Annotated in this window: 14 protein-coding genes; 6 read left to right on the top strand and 8 right to left on the bottom strand. The window is 58.2% G+C overall.

Going from position 1 to position 14551, the window contains the following annotated elements; all coding sequences use genetic code 11:
- Positions 1-212: 212 nt before the first annotated feature.
- Complete coding sequence (locus ACMGG5_RS13155; RefSeq protein WP_024908678.1) at positions 213-839, top strand: glutathione S-transferase family protein; 627 nt, start codon at positions 213-215, stop codon at positions 837-839.
- Here the strand turns inward: ACMGG5_RS13155 and ACMGG5_RS13150 are convergent, their stop codons facing one another.
- Positions 840-1958 carry a PQQ-dependent sugar dehydrogenase gene (locus ACMGG5_RS13150; RefSeq protein WP_420277957.1) on the bottom strand — a complete coding sequence of 373 codons (1119 nt, stop codon included), beginning with the start codon at positions 1956-1958 and terminating at the stop codon, positions 840-842. It lies immediately after the preceding gene.
- A gap of 106 nt (positions 1959-2064) precedes the next feature.
- Positions 2065-2448, bottom strand: coding sequence for a biofilm formation regulator BssR (bssR, locus tag ACMGG5_RS13145; RefSeq protein WP_024908680.1), 384 nt, complete (start codon positions 2446-2448; stop codon positions 2065-2067).
- Positions 2449-2652: 204 nt separating this feature from the next.
- On the opposite strand from bssR, the gene ACMGG5_RS13140 reads away from it, so the two are divergent.
- From ACMGG5_RS13140 to rimO, 3 genes are all read left to right on the top strand, one after another.
- Entirely contained in the window at positions 2653-3042 is a 390-nt protein-coding gene (locus tag ACMGG5_RS13140) for a LysR family transcriptional regulator (RefSeq protein ID WP_420277956.1), read from the top strand.
- A 3-nt stretch (positions 3043-3045) separates the two neighbouring features.
- Entirely contained in the window at positions 3046-3570 is a 525-nt protein-coding gene (locus ACMGG5_RS13135; protein ID WP_420278620.1) for a LysR substrate-binding domain-containing protein, read from the top strand.
- A gap of 353 nt (positions 3571-3923) precedes the next feature.
- Complete coding sequence (gene rimO, locus ACMGG5_RS13130; RefSeq protein WP_023335043.1) at positions 3924-5249, top strand: 30S ribosomal protein S12 methylthiotransferase RimO; 1326 nt, start codon at positions 3924-3926, stop codon at positions 5247-5249.
- A gap of 59 nt (positions 5250-5308) precedes the next feature.
- Here rimO and gsiD read toward each other — a convergent pair whose 3' ends face one another.
- The 5 genes from gsiD to iaaA are packed head-to-tail and all read right to left on the bottom strand — an operon-like array spanning position 5309 to position 11531.
- Complete coding sequence (gene gsiD, locus ACMGG5_RS13125) at positions 5309-6220, bottom strand: glutathione ABC transporter permease GsiD (protein ID WP_024908682.1); 912 nt, start codon at positions 6218-6220, stop codon at positions 5309-5311.
- Between the two features lies 1 nt (position 6221).
- The gene (gene gsiC, locus ACMGG5_RS13120; RefSeq protein ID WP_116343413.1) at positions 6222-7142 is read right to left on the bottom strand and encodes a glutathione ABC transporter permease GsiC; all 921 of its coding nucleotides are present in this window, start codon (positions 7140-7142) and stop codon (positions 6222-6224) included.
- Positions 7143-7147: 5 nt separating this feature from the next.
- Positions 7148-8686, bottom strand: a complete 1539-nt coding sequence (gene gsiB, locus ACMGG5_RS13115; protein WP_420277955.1) for a glutathione ABC transporter substrate-binding protein GsiB — start codon at positions 8684-8686, stop codon at positions 7148-7150.
- Between the two features lie 23 nt (positions 8687-8709).
- Entirely contained in the window at positions 8710-10581 is a 1872-nt protein-coding gene (gene gsiA / locus ACMGG5_RS13110) for a glutathione ABC transporter ATP-binding protein GsiA (RefSeq protein WP_420277954.1), read from the bottom strand.
- Positions 10582-10592: 11 nt separating this feature from the next.
- Positions 10593-11531, bottom strand: a complete 939-nt coding sequence (iaaA, locus tag ACMGG5_RS13105; RefSeq protein WP_420277953.1) for a beta-aspartyl-peptidase — start codon at positions 11529-11531, stop codon at positions 10593-10595.
- Positions 11532-11718: 187 nt separating this feature from the next.
- On the opposite strand from iaaA, the gene moeA reads away from it, so the two are divergent.
- Together moeA and moeB are read left to right on the top strand one after the other, a co-directional pair.
- Positions 11719-12951, top strand: coding sequence for a molybdopterin molybdotransferase MoeA (gene moeA / locus ACMGG5_RS13100; RefSeq protein WP_420277952.1), 1233 nt, complete (start codon positions 11719-11721; stop codon positions 12949-12951).
- A gap of 1 nt (position 12952) precedes the next feature.
- Positions 12953-13705 carry a molybdopterin-synthase adenylyltransferase MoeB gene (gene moeB, locus ACMGG5_RS13095; RefSeq protein WP_420277951.1) on the top strand — a complete coding sequence of 251 codons (753 nt, stop codon included), beginning with the start codon at positions 12953-12955 and terminating at the stop codon, positions 13703-13705.
- A 98-nt stretch (positions 13706-13803) separates the two neighbouring features.
- Here the strand turns inward: moeB and fsa are convergent, their stop codons facing one another.
- Positions 13804-14466 carry a fructose-6-phosphate aldolase gene (gene fsa / locus ACMGG5_RS13090; protein ID WP_023326972.1) on the bottom strand — a complete coding sequence of 221 codons (663 nt, stop codon included), beginning with the start codon at positions 14464-14466 and terminating at the stop codon, positions 13804-13806.
- Between the last annotated feature and the right edge of the window lie 85 nt (positions 14467-14551).

Genomic DNA, 14551 nt, shown 5'->3' with positions numbered 1-14551 from the left:
TACGTCACATCACCGTGTCGCAAGAAGCGATGAGTAATAGCGCACTAAAACCGTTAAAGAAACCCAACGAGGGTAAAGTTATTAAAGTTTATGCAATAACATTCAGATACGCTTTGATTAAGACGATTTTTTTGTCTTCTGTTGCGTAATTGTTAGGTTTATCTCACCATGGCGAAAGGCTGACTCGGATTCACATCTCATCGGGAGTAAATATGATTACGCTGTGGGGCAGAAATAATTCGACCAACGTTAAGAAAGTGCTCTGGACGCTGGAAGAGCTGGATTTACCGTTCAATCAAATCATGGCTGGCATGTCGTTCGGCGTGAACAAAGAGGCAGACTATCTGGCCATGAACCCGAACGGCCTGGTGCCGCTGCTGCGCGATGATGAAACAGACGCGACGCTATGGGAGTCCAACACCATTGTGCGTTACCTCGCCGCGCAGTACGGTCAGGGCCGCCTGTGGGTTGAAAACCCCGCCCGACGCGCTCAGGGCGAAAAGTGGATGGACTGGGCAAACCAGACGTTATCCCCGACCCACCGCGTGATCCTGATGGGGCTTATCCGCACGCCGGAAGCTGAACGTGACTATCCCGCAATTCACGCCGCGCAGGATGCCTGCGAAAATCTGTTTGCGATGATGGATGACGAGCTGGCGAAGCACGCATGGTTCTCCGGCGAGGCGTTCGGCACAGGCGATATCGCCGTGGCGCCGTTCGTCTGGAACCTGACCAACATGGGTCTGAAGTGGACGCCGCGCCCTCACCTTGAGCGCTGGCTTAAACAGCTGAGCGATCGCCCGGCGTACCGCAACGTGGTGATGATCCCGGTCACCTGATTACGCTCCGGACGGGCTGACTTTCAACAGCTGCCCGTCCGTCTCGTCGGTCAGGACATACAGATACCCATCCGGCCCGACCCGCACATCGCGAATACGCTGGTCCCGGTCTCCCAGAATGCGCCCGTCCTCCGTCACCTTGTTTCCCTCTACGCTCAGCACGATCACGTCCTTCTCCTTCAGCGCCCCAATAAACAGCTTGTTTTTCCACTGCGGGAAAACGTCGCTGTTGTAGAACGCCATGCCGCTCACCGCGGGTGAGACCTTCCAGACGAACAGCGGTTTCTCGGTGCCCTCAACGTGCACGCCTTTGGCTTCCGGTATTTTCAGGCCGCTGTAGTTAATGCCGTGCGTCGCCAGCGGCCAGCCGTAGTTCTTACCCTTCTCCGGGATGTTGATCTCATCCCCGCCGCGCGGGCCGTGCTCGTTCAGCCACAGCGTGTCGCTCCAGGGATTCATTGCCATCCCCTGCGGGTTGCGAATACCGTAAGACCAGATTTCGGGCCGCGCGCCCGGGGTATTCACAAAGGGGTTATCCGACGGGACTTTCCCGTCTTCGGTGAGGCGCACCACTTTACCCTGCAATTTATCCAGATCCTGCGCCGTCGGACGCTGATTGTTCTCGCCGAGTCCGATAAAGAGAGAACCTTTGCCGTCAAACACCAGTCGTCCACCAAAATGGTTCCCGGTGGAGAGTTTCGGCATCTGGCGGAACACCACCTGGAAGGCTTCAATACGCGTAAAATCGTCGCTTAGCCGGCCATAGCCCACCGCCGTCCCGGCTTTGCCGTCACTCCCTGCTTCGGCGAAGCTCAGCCAGACGCGGCGTGATTTTTCAAAATCCGGGGCGAGGACCACGTCCAGCAATCCTCCCTGACCGTTTGCCCAGACCTTCGGCACGCCGATAATCGGATCGGACAACCCTTTTCCGGCCTGCCAGCGTTTGAGCTGACCGTCCTTCAGGGTTACCAGCAGGCCTTTATTGTCCGGCAGAAACGCCAGAGACCAGGGGTGATCGAGTTTATTTTGCAATACCTCGACCTTGACCGCCTCTGGCGCAGCAAGAAGCGAAAACGGAATGAACAACGCAGGCAGGAAAATCAGCGAGGATCGAGGCATAACGCGCTCCTTTATCGGCATATGGCATAAAGGTTAGCCACTGCATCCGGGCGCGTTACCACTTTTACAAAAGCTTAATCAGAAGGGGGAGTTGCCTCCCCCGGGATCAGTGCTGTTCAAGCTGTTTGTGCTCGTTCAGACACATGATGCATAGAGAGAGCGTTGTCAGGCAGTTTTCAAGCTTCTCCGCGTTTACGGCGATAAAGTTCGGGCAGTCGTGGCGTCCGTTCATCAGACACACCCCTGCAATGGAGAGCACCTCAGCGGCGCGGCGCAGCGCTATTTCTTCACTTTCGCCGCCGTTCGCCTTCAGGGTCGGTGCTTTTTCACGCATGAAATTACACAGTTCAAACAGGTTATCACGCAGATGTTCGCTTTCGCTGACTGACATATACCCTTTTGCCTTCCTCAACTGCAGGTACGCGGCCAGGTCGATTCGGGCGTTGATCAGCTTGTTCAGCAGATCGCGTTTAAGTCTGTCAACGGTCATGCTCTTTCCTCCTCTGTCAGCCATGGTGCATAGTCAGGATAAGTTCATTTTTTGTACAGTTTAATGCCTGGGATCAATTTTTATTAACTGATTAACATAATTTACAATGTTACAACCTCACGCGCAGCGAAGCGCGTTCCGGGGAGCTATGCTACTTTTTTATTAGGCTGAATGGCTTGCAAAATCGCACTCGCAGAGGTGAGTATGGCAGCACTCCCGGTGTCTGAAAAAATATGTTCTCTCTCTAAGGTAGACCTGAATCTTCTCACCATCTTTTGCTTAATCTATAGCGTAGGAAGCATTTCTAAGGTTGCCGATATGCTGGACATATCCGCTTCTGCTGTCAGCCAGTCGCTGCGAAAACTGCGTGAAATGATGGGGGACAACCTCTTTGTCCGCAGCGGCAACATCCTGCTGCCGACGGTGTTTTCAGATGAGCTTTACGATAATACAATCTCGATAATCGATAAGCTCTCCACCCTTCTGCCTGACTCAACCCCTTCACGTAAGAAGCGCGTGACGCTTTATACAGAATCCTTTATTTCTCCGCTGGTGGTGCCGGAATTAACGGAAAAGCTCCTTGAAACGAATTAAGACATTAGTCTGCTGCATCGCACTGAAGACCTGAATGAACAAAAAACCACTGAACTGCTGAACATGCGTCAGGCTGATGTGGTGTTCTCTACGTTCTCAGTGGAAAACAGCAACATCCGATGTCAGAAGGTGTGCGATATAGACCTGGTGCTTGTCGCCGCGCAGGATAACCCGCTTTATGGCAGTACTATCGATGAAGAGCTGTTCAGAAATGCCAGCCTGGTGGGCTATAACACTAAAAACGAAAAAATTATTTATTACCGCAGCATCGCTGATAAAAAATTCCGCTCCAGCGAACGCTGTTTACTCACCACCTCGTTTGCTTCCATTCTGATCATTATCGCCAAAACTCCATGTCTGGGGATTATTCCCGAGCGCGCCTTTGCCACTTACTCAGAGATGTACAAGCTCAGACGAGTTGGCACCCCGTTCCCGTTACCGAAATTCAGCATTTACTCCTCATACCGAAAAGAGAGCAATAAATTGCTCTCTACTGTGCTGGATGACCTGCTGGTCCCGACAACTTAGCGGCGCGTTTCAGTTCTGATTTAATTTTTCGCGGATTTAGCCCTGTTGCGACAGCAATATCGGTTAGCTTGACGCCGTGCGCATAAAGGGTTTTAGCCATAGCGACTTTGGACTGGACATACATATCTTTCATTAAGGATCTCACAAGTCATGTTGACAGGGTGAAAGATATCTTTTGATGATTTTTTAGCCAATTAGCATCGCTTAAAGCCGGGATAAGTAATTCTAAACAGTGTTGCTAAGCAAAGCGGTTGATCCAAACCTGCTGAGATCGCCACAGACCTGTATAAATCCCCCGCGATACGCTGTAAAATCCCGCCCTGATAACTCCATAATTGATGAATTTTTAACCTATGAGCAATGTTACGCACCAGCCGAAAATCGGCTTCGTCTCCCTGGGCTGCCCGAAAAACCTGGTGGATTCAGAACGCATCCTGACCGAACTGCGCACCGAGGGCTATGACGTGGTGCCAAGCTACGACAACGCCGATATGGTGATCGTTAACACCTGCGGGTTTATCGACAGCGCGGTTCAGGAGTCACTGGAAGCCATCGGTGAAGCCCTGACGGAAAACGGCAAAGTGATCGTGACCGGCTGTCTGGGCGCGAAAGAAGACCAGATCCGCGAAGTGCACCCGAAGGTGCTGGAGATCACCGGCCCGCACAGCTACGAGCAGGTGCTGCAACATGTTCATCACTACGTGCCAAAACCCAAGCACAACCCGTTCCTCAGCCTCGTGCCGGAACAGGGCGTGAAGCTGACGCCGCGTCACTACGCGTACCTGAAAATTTCCGAAGGCTGCAACCATCGCTGCACCTTCTGCATCATCCCGTCCATGCGTGGCGATCTGGTGAGCCGTCCCATTGGTGAAGTGCTGGCGGAAGCTAAACGTCTGGCCGACGCGGGCGTGAAGGAGCTGCTGGTCATCTCCCAGGACACCTCGGCCTACGGTGTAGACGTCAAACATCGCTCCGGTTTCCACAACGGCGAGCCGGTGAAAACCAGCATGGTGGGCCTGTGCGAGCAGCTGTCCAAACTCGGTATCTGGACGCGTCTGCACTACGTTTACCCGTACCCGCACGTTGACGACGTCATCCCGCTGATGGCTGAAGGCAAGATTCTGCCGTACCTGGACATCCCGCTACAGCACGCCAGCCCGCGTATCCTGAAGCTGATGAAGCGCCCTGGCTCCGTTGACCGCCAGCTGGCGCGTATCAAGCAGTGGCGCGAGATCTGCCCGGATCTGACCCTGCGCTCCACCTTCATCGTCGGCTTCCCGGGTGAAACCGAAGAAGACTTCCAGATGCTGCTCGACTTCCTGAAAGAAGCGCGTCTGGACCGTGTCGGCTGCTTCAAGTACAGCCCGGTAGAAGGCGCAACCGCCAACGAGCTGGCGGACCAGGTGCCGGAAGAGGTGAAAGAAGAGCGCTGGAACCGCTTCATGCAGCTGCAGCAGCAGATCTCTGCTGAGCGTCTGCAGGAAAAAGTGGGCCGCGAGATCATGGTTATCATCGACGAAGTGGATGAAGAAGGCGCGATTGGCCGCAGCATGGCGGACGCCCCTGAAATCGACGGTGCGGTGTACCTGAACGGCGAAACCAGCGTTAAGCCGGGTGATATTATTCGCGTGAAGGTTGAAAACGCGGATGAGTATGACCTGTGGGGTAGCCGGGTTTAATCTCCCCCTCTGTAGTAGGCCGGGTAAGGCGTAGCCGCCACCCGGCACATTTCACAGCACTATCCCTTAATCCTCGGATCCAGCGCGTCGCGCAGCCCGTCACCCAGCAAATTAAACGCCAGCACGGTCAGGAAAATCGCCAGACTTGGGAAGATCGCCACGTGCGGCGCAATCACCATATCTGCCCTCGCCTCGTTCAGCATCGCGCCCCACTCCGGTGTCGGTGGCTGCGCCCCTAACCCCAGAAATGACAGGCTGGCCGCCGAGATAATCGACACGCCGATACGCATGGTGAAATAGACCACGATGGACGACACCGTCCCCGGCAGAATATGGCTGAAGAGAATGGTGGCGTCGCTGGCCCCCATACTGCGGGCCGACTCGATAAAGGTCTGCTGTTTCAGCACCAGCGTGTTGCCGCGCACAAGACGAGCAAACGCCGGAATCGAAAACACAGCGACCGCAATGATGACGTTTGCCATGCCGCTGCCCATGATCGCCACCACGGCAATCGCCAGCAAAATGCCGGGAAAAGCAAACAGCACGTCGCAGATGCGCATGATGATGCGATCCCACCAGCCTTCGTAATACCCGGCAACGAGACCCAGCACGGTACCGATGGCCGCGCCGATCAGCACCGCGAACACCCCGGCGGCAAGCGAGATCTGCGCCCCCACCAGCACGCGGCTAAAGATATCGCGCCCGAGGGAGTCAACGCCGAACCAGTGCAGCATCGACGGTCCGTCGTTCAGACGGTCGTAGTCAAAATAGTTTTCCGCATCAAACGGCGCCACCCACGGCGCAATCACCGCCACCGCAATCAGCAGCAGCACAAACAGCCCCGCGGTCATCGCGACCGGCTGACGGCGAAAACGCCGCCAGAATTCAGACCACGGGGTGCGGACGTGGTCCGGTTTTAGCCCCGGCATCGCGTTTAAAACGGCCTGACGTCGCCAGTTCAACAATCGCATCTTACTTGTACCTGATGGCCGGGTTAATGGCGGCGTAGAGCACATCCACCACTAAGTTGATAAGAATAAACTCCAGCGAGAAAAGCAGGACTTCCGCCTGAATCACCGGGTAGTCGCGCATCTCGACGGAATCGACCAGCAGGCGTCCCAGCCCCGGCCAGTTGAAGACCTTTTCCACGACGATAGAGCCGCCCAGCAGGAAGCCAAACTGCAGTCCCATCATCGTCACCACCGGGATCATCGCATTGCGGAACCCGTGCTTGAGAATGACCCACTTCTCGCTGACCCCTTTCGCCCGCGCGGTGCGAATATAATCTTCGCTCAGCACGTCAACGAACGAGGCGCGGGTAAAGCGGGCCATCACCGCCGACACGGCAGCCCCAAGCGTCATGGAAGGCAGAATGTAATGCTTCCAGGTATCGGCCCCGACGGTCGGCAGCCAGCCCAGTTCGACGGAGAAGATCTGCATCAGCAGCATCCCCAGCGCGAACGCCGGGAAGGAGATGCCGGTCACCGCCAGCGCCATGCCGAGCTTGTCCGGCCAGCGGTTGCGCCAGACGGCCGCGACAATCCCGGCGCCCAGCCCAAACACGACCGCCCAGCTCATACTGGCAATCGTTAACCAGAACGTCGGCATAAAGCGGCTGGCAATCTCCTCCGACACCGGACGGCGCGATACCATCGAGATACCAAAATCGCCCTGCAGAACGTTGCAGATATAATGGATGAACTGCATATACAGCGGCTGGTCGAGGCCAAGCTGCTTACGCACCAGGTCAATAACGGTAGCATCCGCTTCAGGCCCGGCAACCAGACGCGCCGGATCGCCCGGCAGCATATGGACAAACAAAAACACCAGGACCGCCACAATCAGCAGCGTCGGGATAAGCCCCAGCAGGCGTTTACACACATAATTCAGCATGAGGTTTATTTTAAATCCGCATCGTCAAAGCTAAAGCCCGTATCCGGCATAATGTAGAACCCGGTCAACGCTTTATTATGGGCTGACACCAGTTTCTCTACCACCAGCGGCACCCACGGCGACTCTTTCCAGATGATGTCCTGCGCGTCCTTGTAGAGACGTGCTTTCTCCTCCGGCTTGGTGGTTTTCAGGGCATCGGCCAGGTCTTTGTCCACCTGCGGGTTGCTGTAAAACGCGGTGTTGAACAGGGTTGGCGGCCAGTTCTGCGAGGCAAACAGCGGCGACAGCGCCCAGTCTGCTTCACCGGTCGAGGCCGACCAGCCGGTATAGAACATCCGCACGCCGCTCTCTTTCTGTCCTTTCCCCTCCACCTCTGCCGCACGCTGTCCGGCATCCATCGCGGTCACCTGCGCCTTGATGCCGACCTGCGCCAGCTGCTGCTGGGTAAACTGCAGCACCTTCTGAGCGGTACTGTGATTATGCGAGGACCACAGCGTGGTGCTGAAGCCGTTCGGGAAGCCCGCCTCTTTCAGCAGCTCGCGCGCTTTGGCCGGATCGTACGGCCACGGCTGATAGCTTTGCGCATAGGCGATAGCCGGCGGCAGCACGCCGGTGGCCGGAGTGGCATAGCCCGCAAAGGCGACCTTCACCAGCGCCTGACGGTTAATGGCGTAGTTGATGGCCTCACGCACCTTCGGGTTATCGAACGGCTTTTGCGTGACGTTCATGCTGATGTAGCGCTGCATGATCGACGGGCTGGCGACCAGCTCCAGCTTGCTGTTTTTCTGCAGAATGGCGGCCTGCTCATACGGGATCGGGAAGGCAAACTGCGCCTCGCCGGTTTGCAGCATCGCCGCGCGGGTGTTGTTGTCCACCACCGGGCGCCAGGTGATGGTATCGAGCTTCGGCAGCCCCTGCTGCCAGTATCCGGCGAATTTCTTCACCTTCACAAAATCGGTCTGGTTCCAGGTGAGCAGCTCGTACGGACCGGTGCCAACAGGGTGGAAGCCGATCTCCTTGCCGTATTTCTTCAGCGCGGCAGGGGAAATCATCGCCGTTGCCGGATGCGCCAGAATATTGATAAACGCGGAGAACGGCTCTTTCAGGGTGATTTTTACCGTTGCCGGGTCGACCACCTCGGTGCTGGCGATATTTTTATACAGGTTATAGCGCTTGAGGCTATTTTCCGGATTGCTGGCACGATCGAGGTTAACCTTCACCGCCTCCGCATTGAAATCTGTCCCATCCTGGAACTTCACGCCGCTCCTGAGCTTGATGGTATACACCAGTCCGTCGTCGGACACGGTGTACCCCTCCGCCAGCACGTTTTTGAGCTTCATCTCTTTATCCAGGCCAAACAGGCCCTGGTAGAACGATTTCGCCACCGCCTGAGAGAGCGTGTCGTTGGCGTCATACGGATCGAGCGTGGTGAAATTAGAGCCGACGGCAACCACCACATCTTTGGCAGCGAACGCGGGGGCAGCGGCCAGGGCTGCCGTCACGCTCGCGGCTAACAACCATCTACGCGCTACAAATGTAACCATTGTGTTCTCCTGCCTGTTGAAAGTTATAACCGCGAAAAGGCATTGTCCTGACGCGGGGGAGCAACGAAATGACCCGGACCGACCTCGCGCAGCGTCACGCGCTCCACGGCCTCGCCACGCTTACGAATATTGCTCGGCATTTCATCCTGCAGCAGCACGCGCTGGCCGTGACGATGCGCGGGATCGGCGACCGGGACCGCCGCGATGAGCTTGCGGGTGTACGGGTGCTGTGGGTTCTCAAACACCGCTCTTCGCGGACCAATTTCCACGATTTGCCCCATAAACATCACCGCCACGCGATGGCTGATGCGCTCGACCACCGCCATGTCGTGCGAGATAAACAGGAAGGCGATGCCCATATCCCGCTGTAAATCCAGCAATAAGTTGATGATTTGCGCCCGGATAGAGACATCCAGCGCCGAGACGGACTCATCGGCAATCACCACTTTCGGGTTTAGCGCCAGCGCGCGGGCGATGCAGATACGCTGCCGCTGTCCGCCGGAAAACTCGTGCGGATAACGCCAGGCATGCTCCGGCTTCAGGCCGACGCGCTCCAGCAGCCAGGCCACGCGACGCTGTGCCGCTTCGCCATCGAGCAGGTTATGTACCCGCAGCGGCTCCATGATCGAATACCCCACCGTATGGCGCGGATCGAGGGAGGCATAGGGATCCTGGAAAATAAACTGAATATCCCGCCGCACCGCCTGCAGCCTGCTGTCCGGAAGGATATCAATGCGCTCACCGTTAAAGGTAATACTGCCTTCCTGTGACTCCACCAGACGGAGCAACGCGCGTCCGGTGGTAGATTTACCGCAGCCGGACTCCCCCACCAGCGCCAGCGTTTCACCCGGCCAGAGATCGAAACTGACGTTTTCCACCGCGTGCACTTCGCGCTTCACCCGGTTCAGTACGCCGCTGCGCAGCGGAAAGCGGGTGACCAAATCGCGCACTTCCAGAATGGGCTTACCCGGCACCACGGTGTCCTGCTCGCGCTCATCCTCCTGCTGCTCAGACGCCTCGAGAGAAATCAGGGGGAAGCGGCGCGGCAAATCGCTACCGTTCATCGCCCCCAGACGCGGAACCGCCGCCAGCAGCGCTTTGGTGTAAGGATGCACGGGCGCGTGAAAAATCTGCTCAACCGTGCCGGTTTCCACCGCGCTGCCCTTGTGCATCACCAGTACGCGATCGGCGATATCGGCGACCACGCCCATATCGTGGGTGATGAAAATCACCCCCATCTCCATCTCCTGCTGCAGGACTTTGATGAGCTGCAGGATCTGCGCCTGAATCGTCACGTCCAGCGCCGTCGTTGGTTCGTCAGCAATCAGCACTGCGGGACGGCAGGAGAGCGCCATGGCAATCATCACCCGCTGGCGCATGCCGCCGGAAAGCTGATGCGGATAGCGCCCCAGAATGGCCTGCGCCTCCGGAATGCGCACCAGCTCCAGCATCCGTCGGGCCTCTTTGAGCGCTTCATCGCCGCTCAGCCCCTGATGCAGGCGGATGGACTCGGCAATTTGCTCCCCGACCGGGAACACCGGGTTCAGGGAGGTCATCGGCTCCTGGAAGATCATCGCAATATCCGCCCCGCGCACGCTCTGCATCTGCGAACCGCTTAGCTCATTTAAATCAATGACCTGACGATTGCGGCGGCGCAGGAGCATTTTCTCGCTGCTGATTTGCCCGCCCGTCTGTTCCAGCAGGCGCATCAGCGCCAGCGCGGTAACCGATTTCCCGGAGCCGGACTCGCCAACAATCGCCAGCGTCTCGCCGCGCCTGAGCGTGAACGATAAATTCTGTACTGCGGGGATGAACTGCCGCTCTTCCTGAAACGCAATATCGAGCTGATGGACAGCCAGCACTTCGCGGTTGTCCAGTTCTTCACTGTGCGGCACGCGCTGCCCCCTTATTCACGATAGATGCCCGTGCTCGGTTCATCACCGGCATAACCCCAGGCGCGATACATGCCTTCGCTGTTGAACGGCAGTGCCACGTTGCCCTCACGATCCACCGCAATGAGTCCGCCGACGCCGCCCAGGGCAGGCAGTTTTTCCATCACCACGCGCTCGCAGGCCTCGCTCAGGCTTAAGCCGCCGTAATCCATCAGCGCGGTGATGTCGTAGGCCGCGAGGGCGCGAATAAATACTTCCCCGGTTCCGGTACACGACACCGCCGCCGTCGCGTTATTGGCATAGCAGCCGGCGCCCGGCAGCGGGCTGTCGCCGACGCGTCCGGGAAGCTTGTTGGTCATCCCGCCCGTTGACGTCGCCGCCGCGAGGTTTCCGGCCTTATCCAGCGCCACCGCGCCGACCGTGCCCATTTTGGTGGTTTCATCAAGCGGCGCACTGTGGTCAAGCTGCGTCATGCCCGCCGAACGGGCTTCCAGCAGCTGCTGATAGCGCGCTTCCGTGGAAAACAGATCCGGCGATACCGGCTCCATTCCGTGTTCGAAGGCAAACCTCTCCGCCCCCGCGCCCGTCAGCAGCACGTGCGGGCTTTCTTCCATCACCAGACGCGCGGCCAGCACCGGGTTACGCAGGTGGCTGACGCCTGCCACGGCCCCCGCTTTCAGGGTGACGCCGTCCATCACGCAGGCATCCAGCTCGTGCGTTTCATCCCGGGTAAAGACCGAACCGATCCCCGCATTAAATAACGGGCACTCTTCCAGCAGGCGCACCGCCTCGGTGACCACGTCCAGCGCGCTTTCGCCCGCTTCCAGCATTCTCTGGCCCGTTTCCACAATGGCGTACAGCGCGTCGATGTAACGTTTTTCCTGCTCAGGCGTGAGCTGTGCTCGGGTGATTGCCCCGGCCCCGCCATGAATTGCGATTACCGCATTAACCATTCGCATCACCCGTTAGCCTGTTTTGCGGCTTTTTCTATAAATATCATTATCGTCGACGAAACTTCAGATGATTTTTGAATATAGAAAGACGTAACAGTGATGTAAAGCGTGCACCCTTCGGTCATACAGTTAGCCGCACTTTTCTGCCATAATGAGCGCTTTCGTTGTTACTCCGCAGGAGCCCACCATGGATTTTACCGCCGGACTGATGCCGCTTGAGACGGCACTCACGCAGATGCTTGACCGAGTTTCCCCGCTGCATGACGTTGAGACGCTGCCCCTCGTGCGCTGTTTTGGCCGTATTGCCGCGCGCGATATCGTCTCTCCGCTTAACGTGCCGGGGTTTGATAACTCCGCGATGGACGGTTACGCGGTACGCCTGGCGGATCTCCAGACGGGTAACGCCCTGCCGGTGGCGGGTAAAGCCTTTGCGGGTCAGCCGTTTAGCGGTGAATGGCCTGCGGGCACCTGCGTGCGCATTATGACCGGCGCACCGGTTCCGGCAGGCTGCGACGCCGTGGTGATGCAGGAAGAGACCGAACAGACCGACGACGGCGTGCGTTTTACTGCGAACGTCAAAGCGGGCCAGAACATCCGCCGTACCGGCGAGGACATTACCCTCGGCGCGACGGTCTTTGCTGCCGGACAGAAGCTGACGGTGGCGGAGTTGCCGGTCCTGGCCTCGCTCGGTATCGCGGACATCGACGTTATCCGTAAAGTGCGCGTTGCCGTTTTCTCCACCGGCGACGAGCTACAGCTTCCGGGGCAGCCGCTGCAGGACGGCCAGATTTACGATACCAACCGCCTGGCGGTACACCTGATGCTGGAGCAGCTGGGCTGCGAAGTGATTAACCTCGGCATCATTCCTGACGATCCGGAAAAACTGCGCGCCGCGTTTATCGAGGCGGATAACGCAGCCGACGTGGTCATCAGCTCCGGCGGCGTCTCCGTGGGCGAAGCGGATTACACCAAAACCATCCTCGAGGAGCTGGGTGAGATCGGCTTCTGGAAGCTGGCGATCAAGCCGGGCAAACCGTTCGCGTTTGGCAAGCTTTCACACAGCTGGTTCTGCGGCCTGCCGGGTAACCCGGTCTCGGCGGCACTCACCTTCTACCAGCTGGTGATCCCGCTGCTGGCGAAGCTTTCCGGCAACAATGCTAACCCGCTGCCGGAACGCCAGCGCGTTCGTGCCGCCACGCGCCTGAAAAAATCACCGGGCCGCCTCGATTTCCAGCGCGGCATTCTGGCGCGCAACACGGACGGCGAGCTCGAAGTGAGCACCACCGGGCACCAGGGCTCGCACATTTTCAGCTCCTTCAGCCAGGGCAACTGCTTTATCGTGCTGGAGCGCGAGCGCGGTAACGTGGAAGCCGGCGAGTGGGTTGAGGTAGAACGTTTTAACCACCTGTTCGGAGGCTGACATGACGGTGGAGCTGAGCGACCCGGAGATGATGCGCTACAACCGCCAGATTGTGCTGCGCGGATTCGATTTCGAGGGCCAGGAAGCGCTCAAGGCAGCCAGCGTACTGGTTGTCGGTCTGGGCGGTCTGGGCTGCGCCGCCGCGCAGTATCTTGCCGCGGCGGGCGTGGGCAGGATGACGCTGCTGGATTTCGATACCGTGTCGGTGTCCAACCTGCAACGCCAGACGCTGCACAGCGACGCGACGGTGGGCCAGCCGAAAGTGGAATCCGCCCGCACGGCGCTGGCGCGCCTCAACCCCCACGTTCAGTTCACGTTGATTGACGCGATGCTGGATGACGACGCGTTGTCCGCGCAGATTGCGCAGCACGACCTGGTGCTGGACTGCACCGATAACGTCGCCGTCCGTAACCAGCTGAACGCGGGCTGTTTTGCCCACAAAATCCCACTGGTCTCCGGCGCGGCAATCCGCATGGAGGGGCAAATCAGCGTCTTCACGTACGCCGAGGGTGAACCCTGCTACCGCTGCCTGAGCCGTCTGTTTGGCGAGAATGCGCTGACCTGCGTTGAGGCGGGCGTGATGGCGCCGCTCGTCGGCGTGATTGGCTCATTGCAGGCAATGGAAGCGATCAAAGTCCTGGCGAATTACGGCACGCCCGCAGCGGGGAAAATCGTGATGTATGACGCGATGACCTGCCAGTTCCGCGAGATGAAGCTGATGCGTAACCCGGGGTGTGAGGTCTGCGGAGGGTAAACCCTGCTGCGGCCTGATGCCCTCACCCCGGCCCTCTCCCACAGGGAGAGGGAGAAAACCGTAGGTCGGGTAAGCGTTAGCGCCACCCGGCAACCGCGTCAGATCGACGTCCTTCCAAACGCCCCCTGCCAGTCCTGCTCAAACTTCACGATCGCCGCATCCACTGCCGGAGAGGTAATAAACTGCTGCGCCACGTCCAGCGGCAGCGTGATGGACTCGCACCCTGCCAGCAGGCAGTCCAGCGCCTGACGAGGCGTTTTAAAGCTCGCGGCCAGCACTTTGGACTGCGGGGCATGCAGCGTCAGCAGCTGCTGTAATTCCACAACGGTCTGGATCCCGTCCCCGCCCTGCGCGTCGACGCGGTTAACATAAGGCGCCACATACTCTGCACCCGCCAGCGCGGAGAGCATCCCCTGCGCGGCACCATAAACCGCCGTACCCAGCGTCGGGATCCCTTCAGCTTTCAGCATCTTGATCGCCGCCAGCCCCTCTGCGGTCACCGGCACTTTCACCACCAGATCGTTGATGATAGCGCGCAGCTTACGCGCGTCCTCCACCATCCCTTCGGCGGTGGTCGCCATCACCTGGGCGAACAGACGACCTTTGCCGCCCAGCGCGTCGTGTAGCGCCGGCAGCAGTTCGTCGAGCGGCGTTTTACCGGCCGCAACGATGCTTGGGTTGGTGGTCACGCCCGCCAGCGGGAAGATACGCGCCAGCTTTTTAACTGCCGCAACGTCAGATGTGTCGAGATAAAGTTCCATGATGTCACCCTCAAAATTAGCCTGCACTTACCCTATCACGACAAAACCTGCTCAAGAGTTGACCTGCATCAAGATAACTTTCACT

Origin of the sequence: Enterobacter sp. BNK-34, assembly GCF_048684445.1 — a bacterium.
Taxonomy (GTDB): Bacteria; Pseudomonadota; Gammaproteobacteria; order Enterobacterales; family Enterobacteriaceae; genus Enterobacter; species Enterobacter pseudoroggenkampii.
This window is presented reverse-complemented; position numbering and strand designations above follow the sequence as displayed.

What these genes read in the sequence shown, in the direction of transcription:
- gsiB (WP_420277955.1), bottom strand. Translation starts at nt 8,686, where the DNA reads ATGGTTACATTTGTAGCGCGTAGATGGTTGTTAGCCGCGAGCGTGACG.
- fsa (WP_023326972.1), bottom strand. Translation starts at nt 14,466, where the DNA reads ATGGAACTTTATCTCGACACATCTGACGTTGCGGCAGTTAAAAAGCTG.
- bssR (WP_024908680.1), bottom strand. Translation starts at nt 2,448, where the DNA reads ATGACCGTTGACAGACTTAAACGCGATCTGCTGAACAAGCTGATCAAC.
- gsiC (WP_116343413.1), bottom strand. Translation starts at nt 7,142, where the DNA reads ATGCTGAATTATGTGTGTAAACGCCTGCTGGGGCTTATCCCGACGCTG.
- iaaA (WP_420277953.1), bottom strand. Translation starts at nt 11,531, where the DNA reads ATGGTTAATGCGGTAATCGCAATTCATGGCGGGGCCGGGGCAATCACC.
- ACMGG5_RS13155 (WP_024908678.1), top strand. Translation starts at nt 213, where the DNA reads ATGATTACGCTGTGGGGCAGAAATAATTCGACCAACGTTAAGAAAGTG.
- gsiD (WP_024908682.1), bottom strand. Translation starts at nt 6,220, where the DNA reads ATGCGATTGTTGAACTGGCGACGTCAGGCCGTTTTAAACGCGATGCCG.
- ACMGG5_RS13140 (WP_420277956.1), top strand. Translation starts at nt 2,653, where the DNA reads ATGGCAGCACTCCCGGTGTCTGAAAAAATATGTTCTCTCTCTAAGGTA.
- rimO (WP_023335043.1), top strand. Translation starts at nt 3,924, where the DNA reads ATGAGCAATGTTACGCACCAGCCGAAAATCGGCTTCGTCTCCCTGGGC.
- moeB (WP_420277951.1), top strand. Translation starts at nt 12,953, where the DNA reads ATGACGGTGGAGCTGAGCGACCCGGAGATGATGCGCTACAACCGCCAG.
- moeA (WP_420277952.1), top strand. Translation starts at nt 11,719, where the DNA reads ATGGATTTTACCGCCGGACTGATGCCGCTTGAGACGGCACTCACGCAG.
- ACMGG5_RS13150 (WP_420277957.1), bottom strand. Translation starts at nt 1,958, where the DNA reads ATGCCTCGATCCTCGCTGATTTTCCTGCCTGCGTTGTTCATTCCGTTT.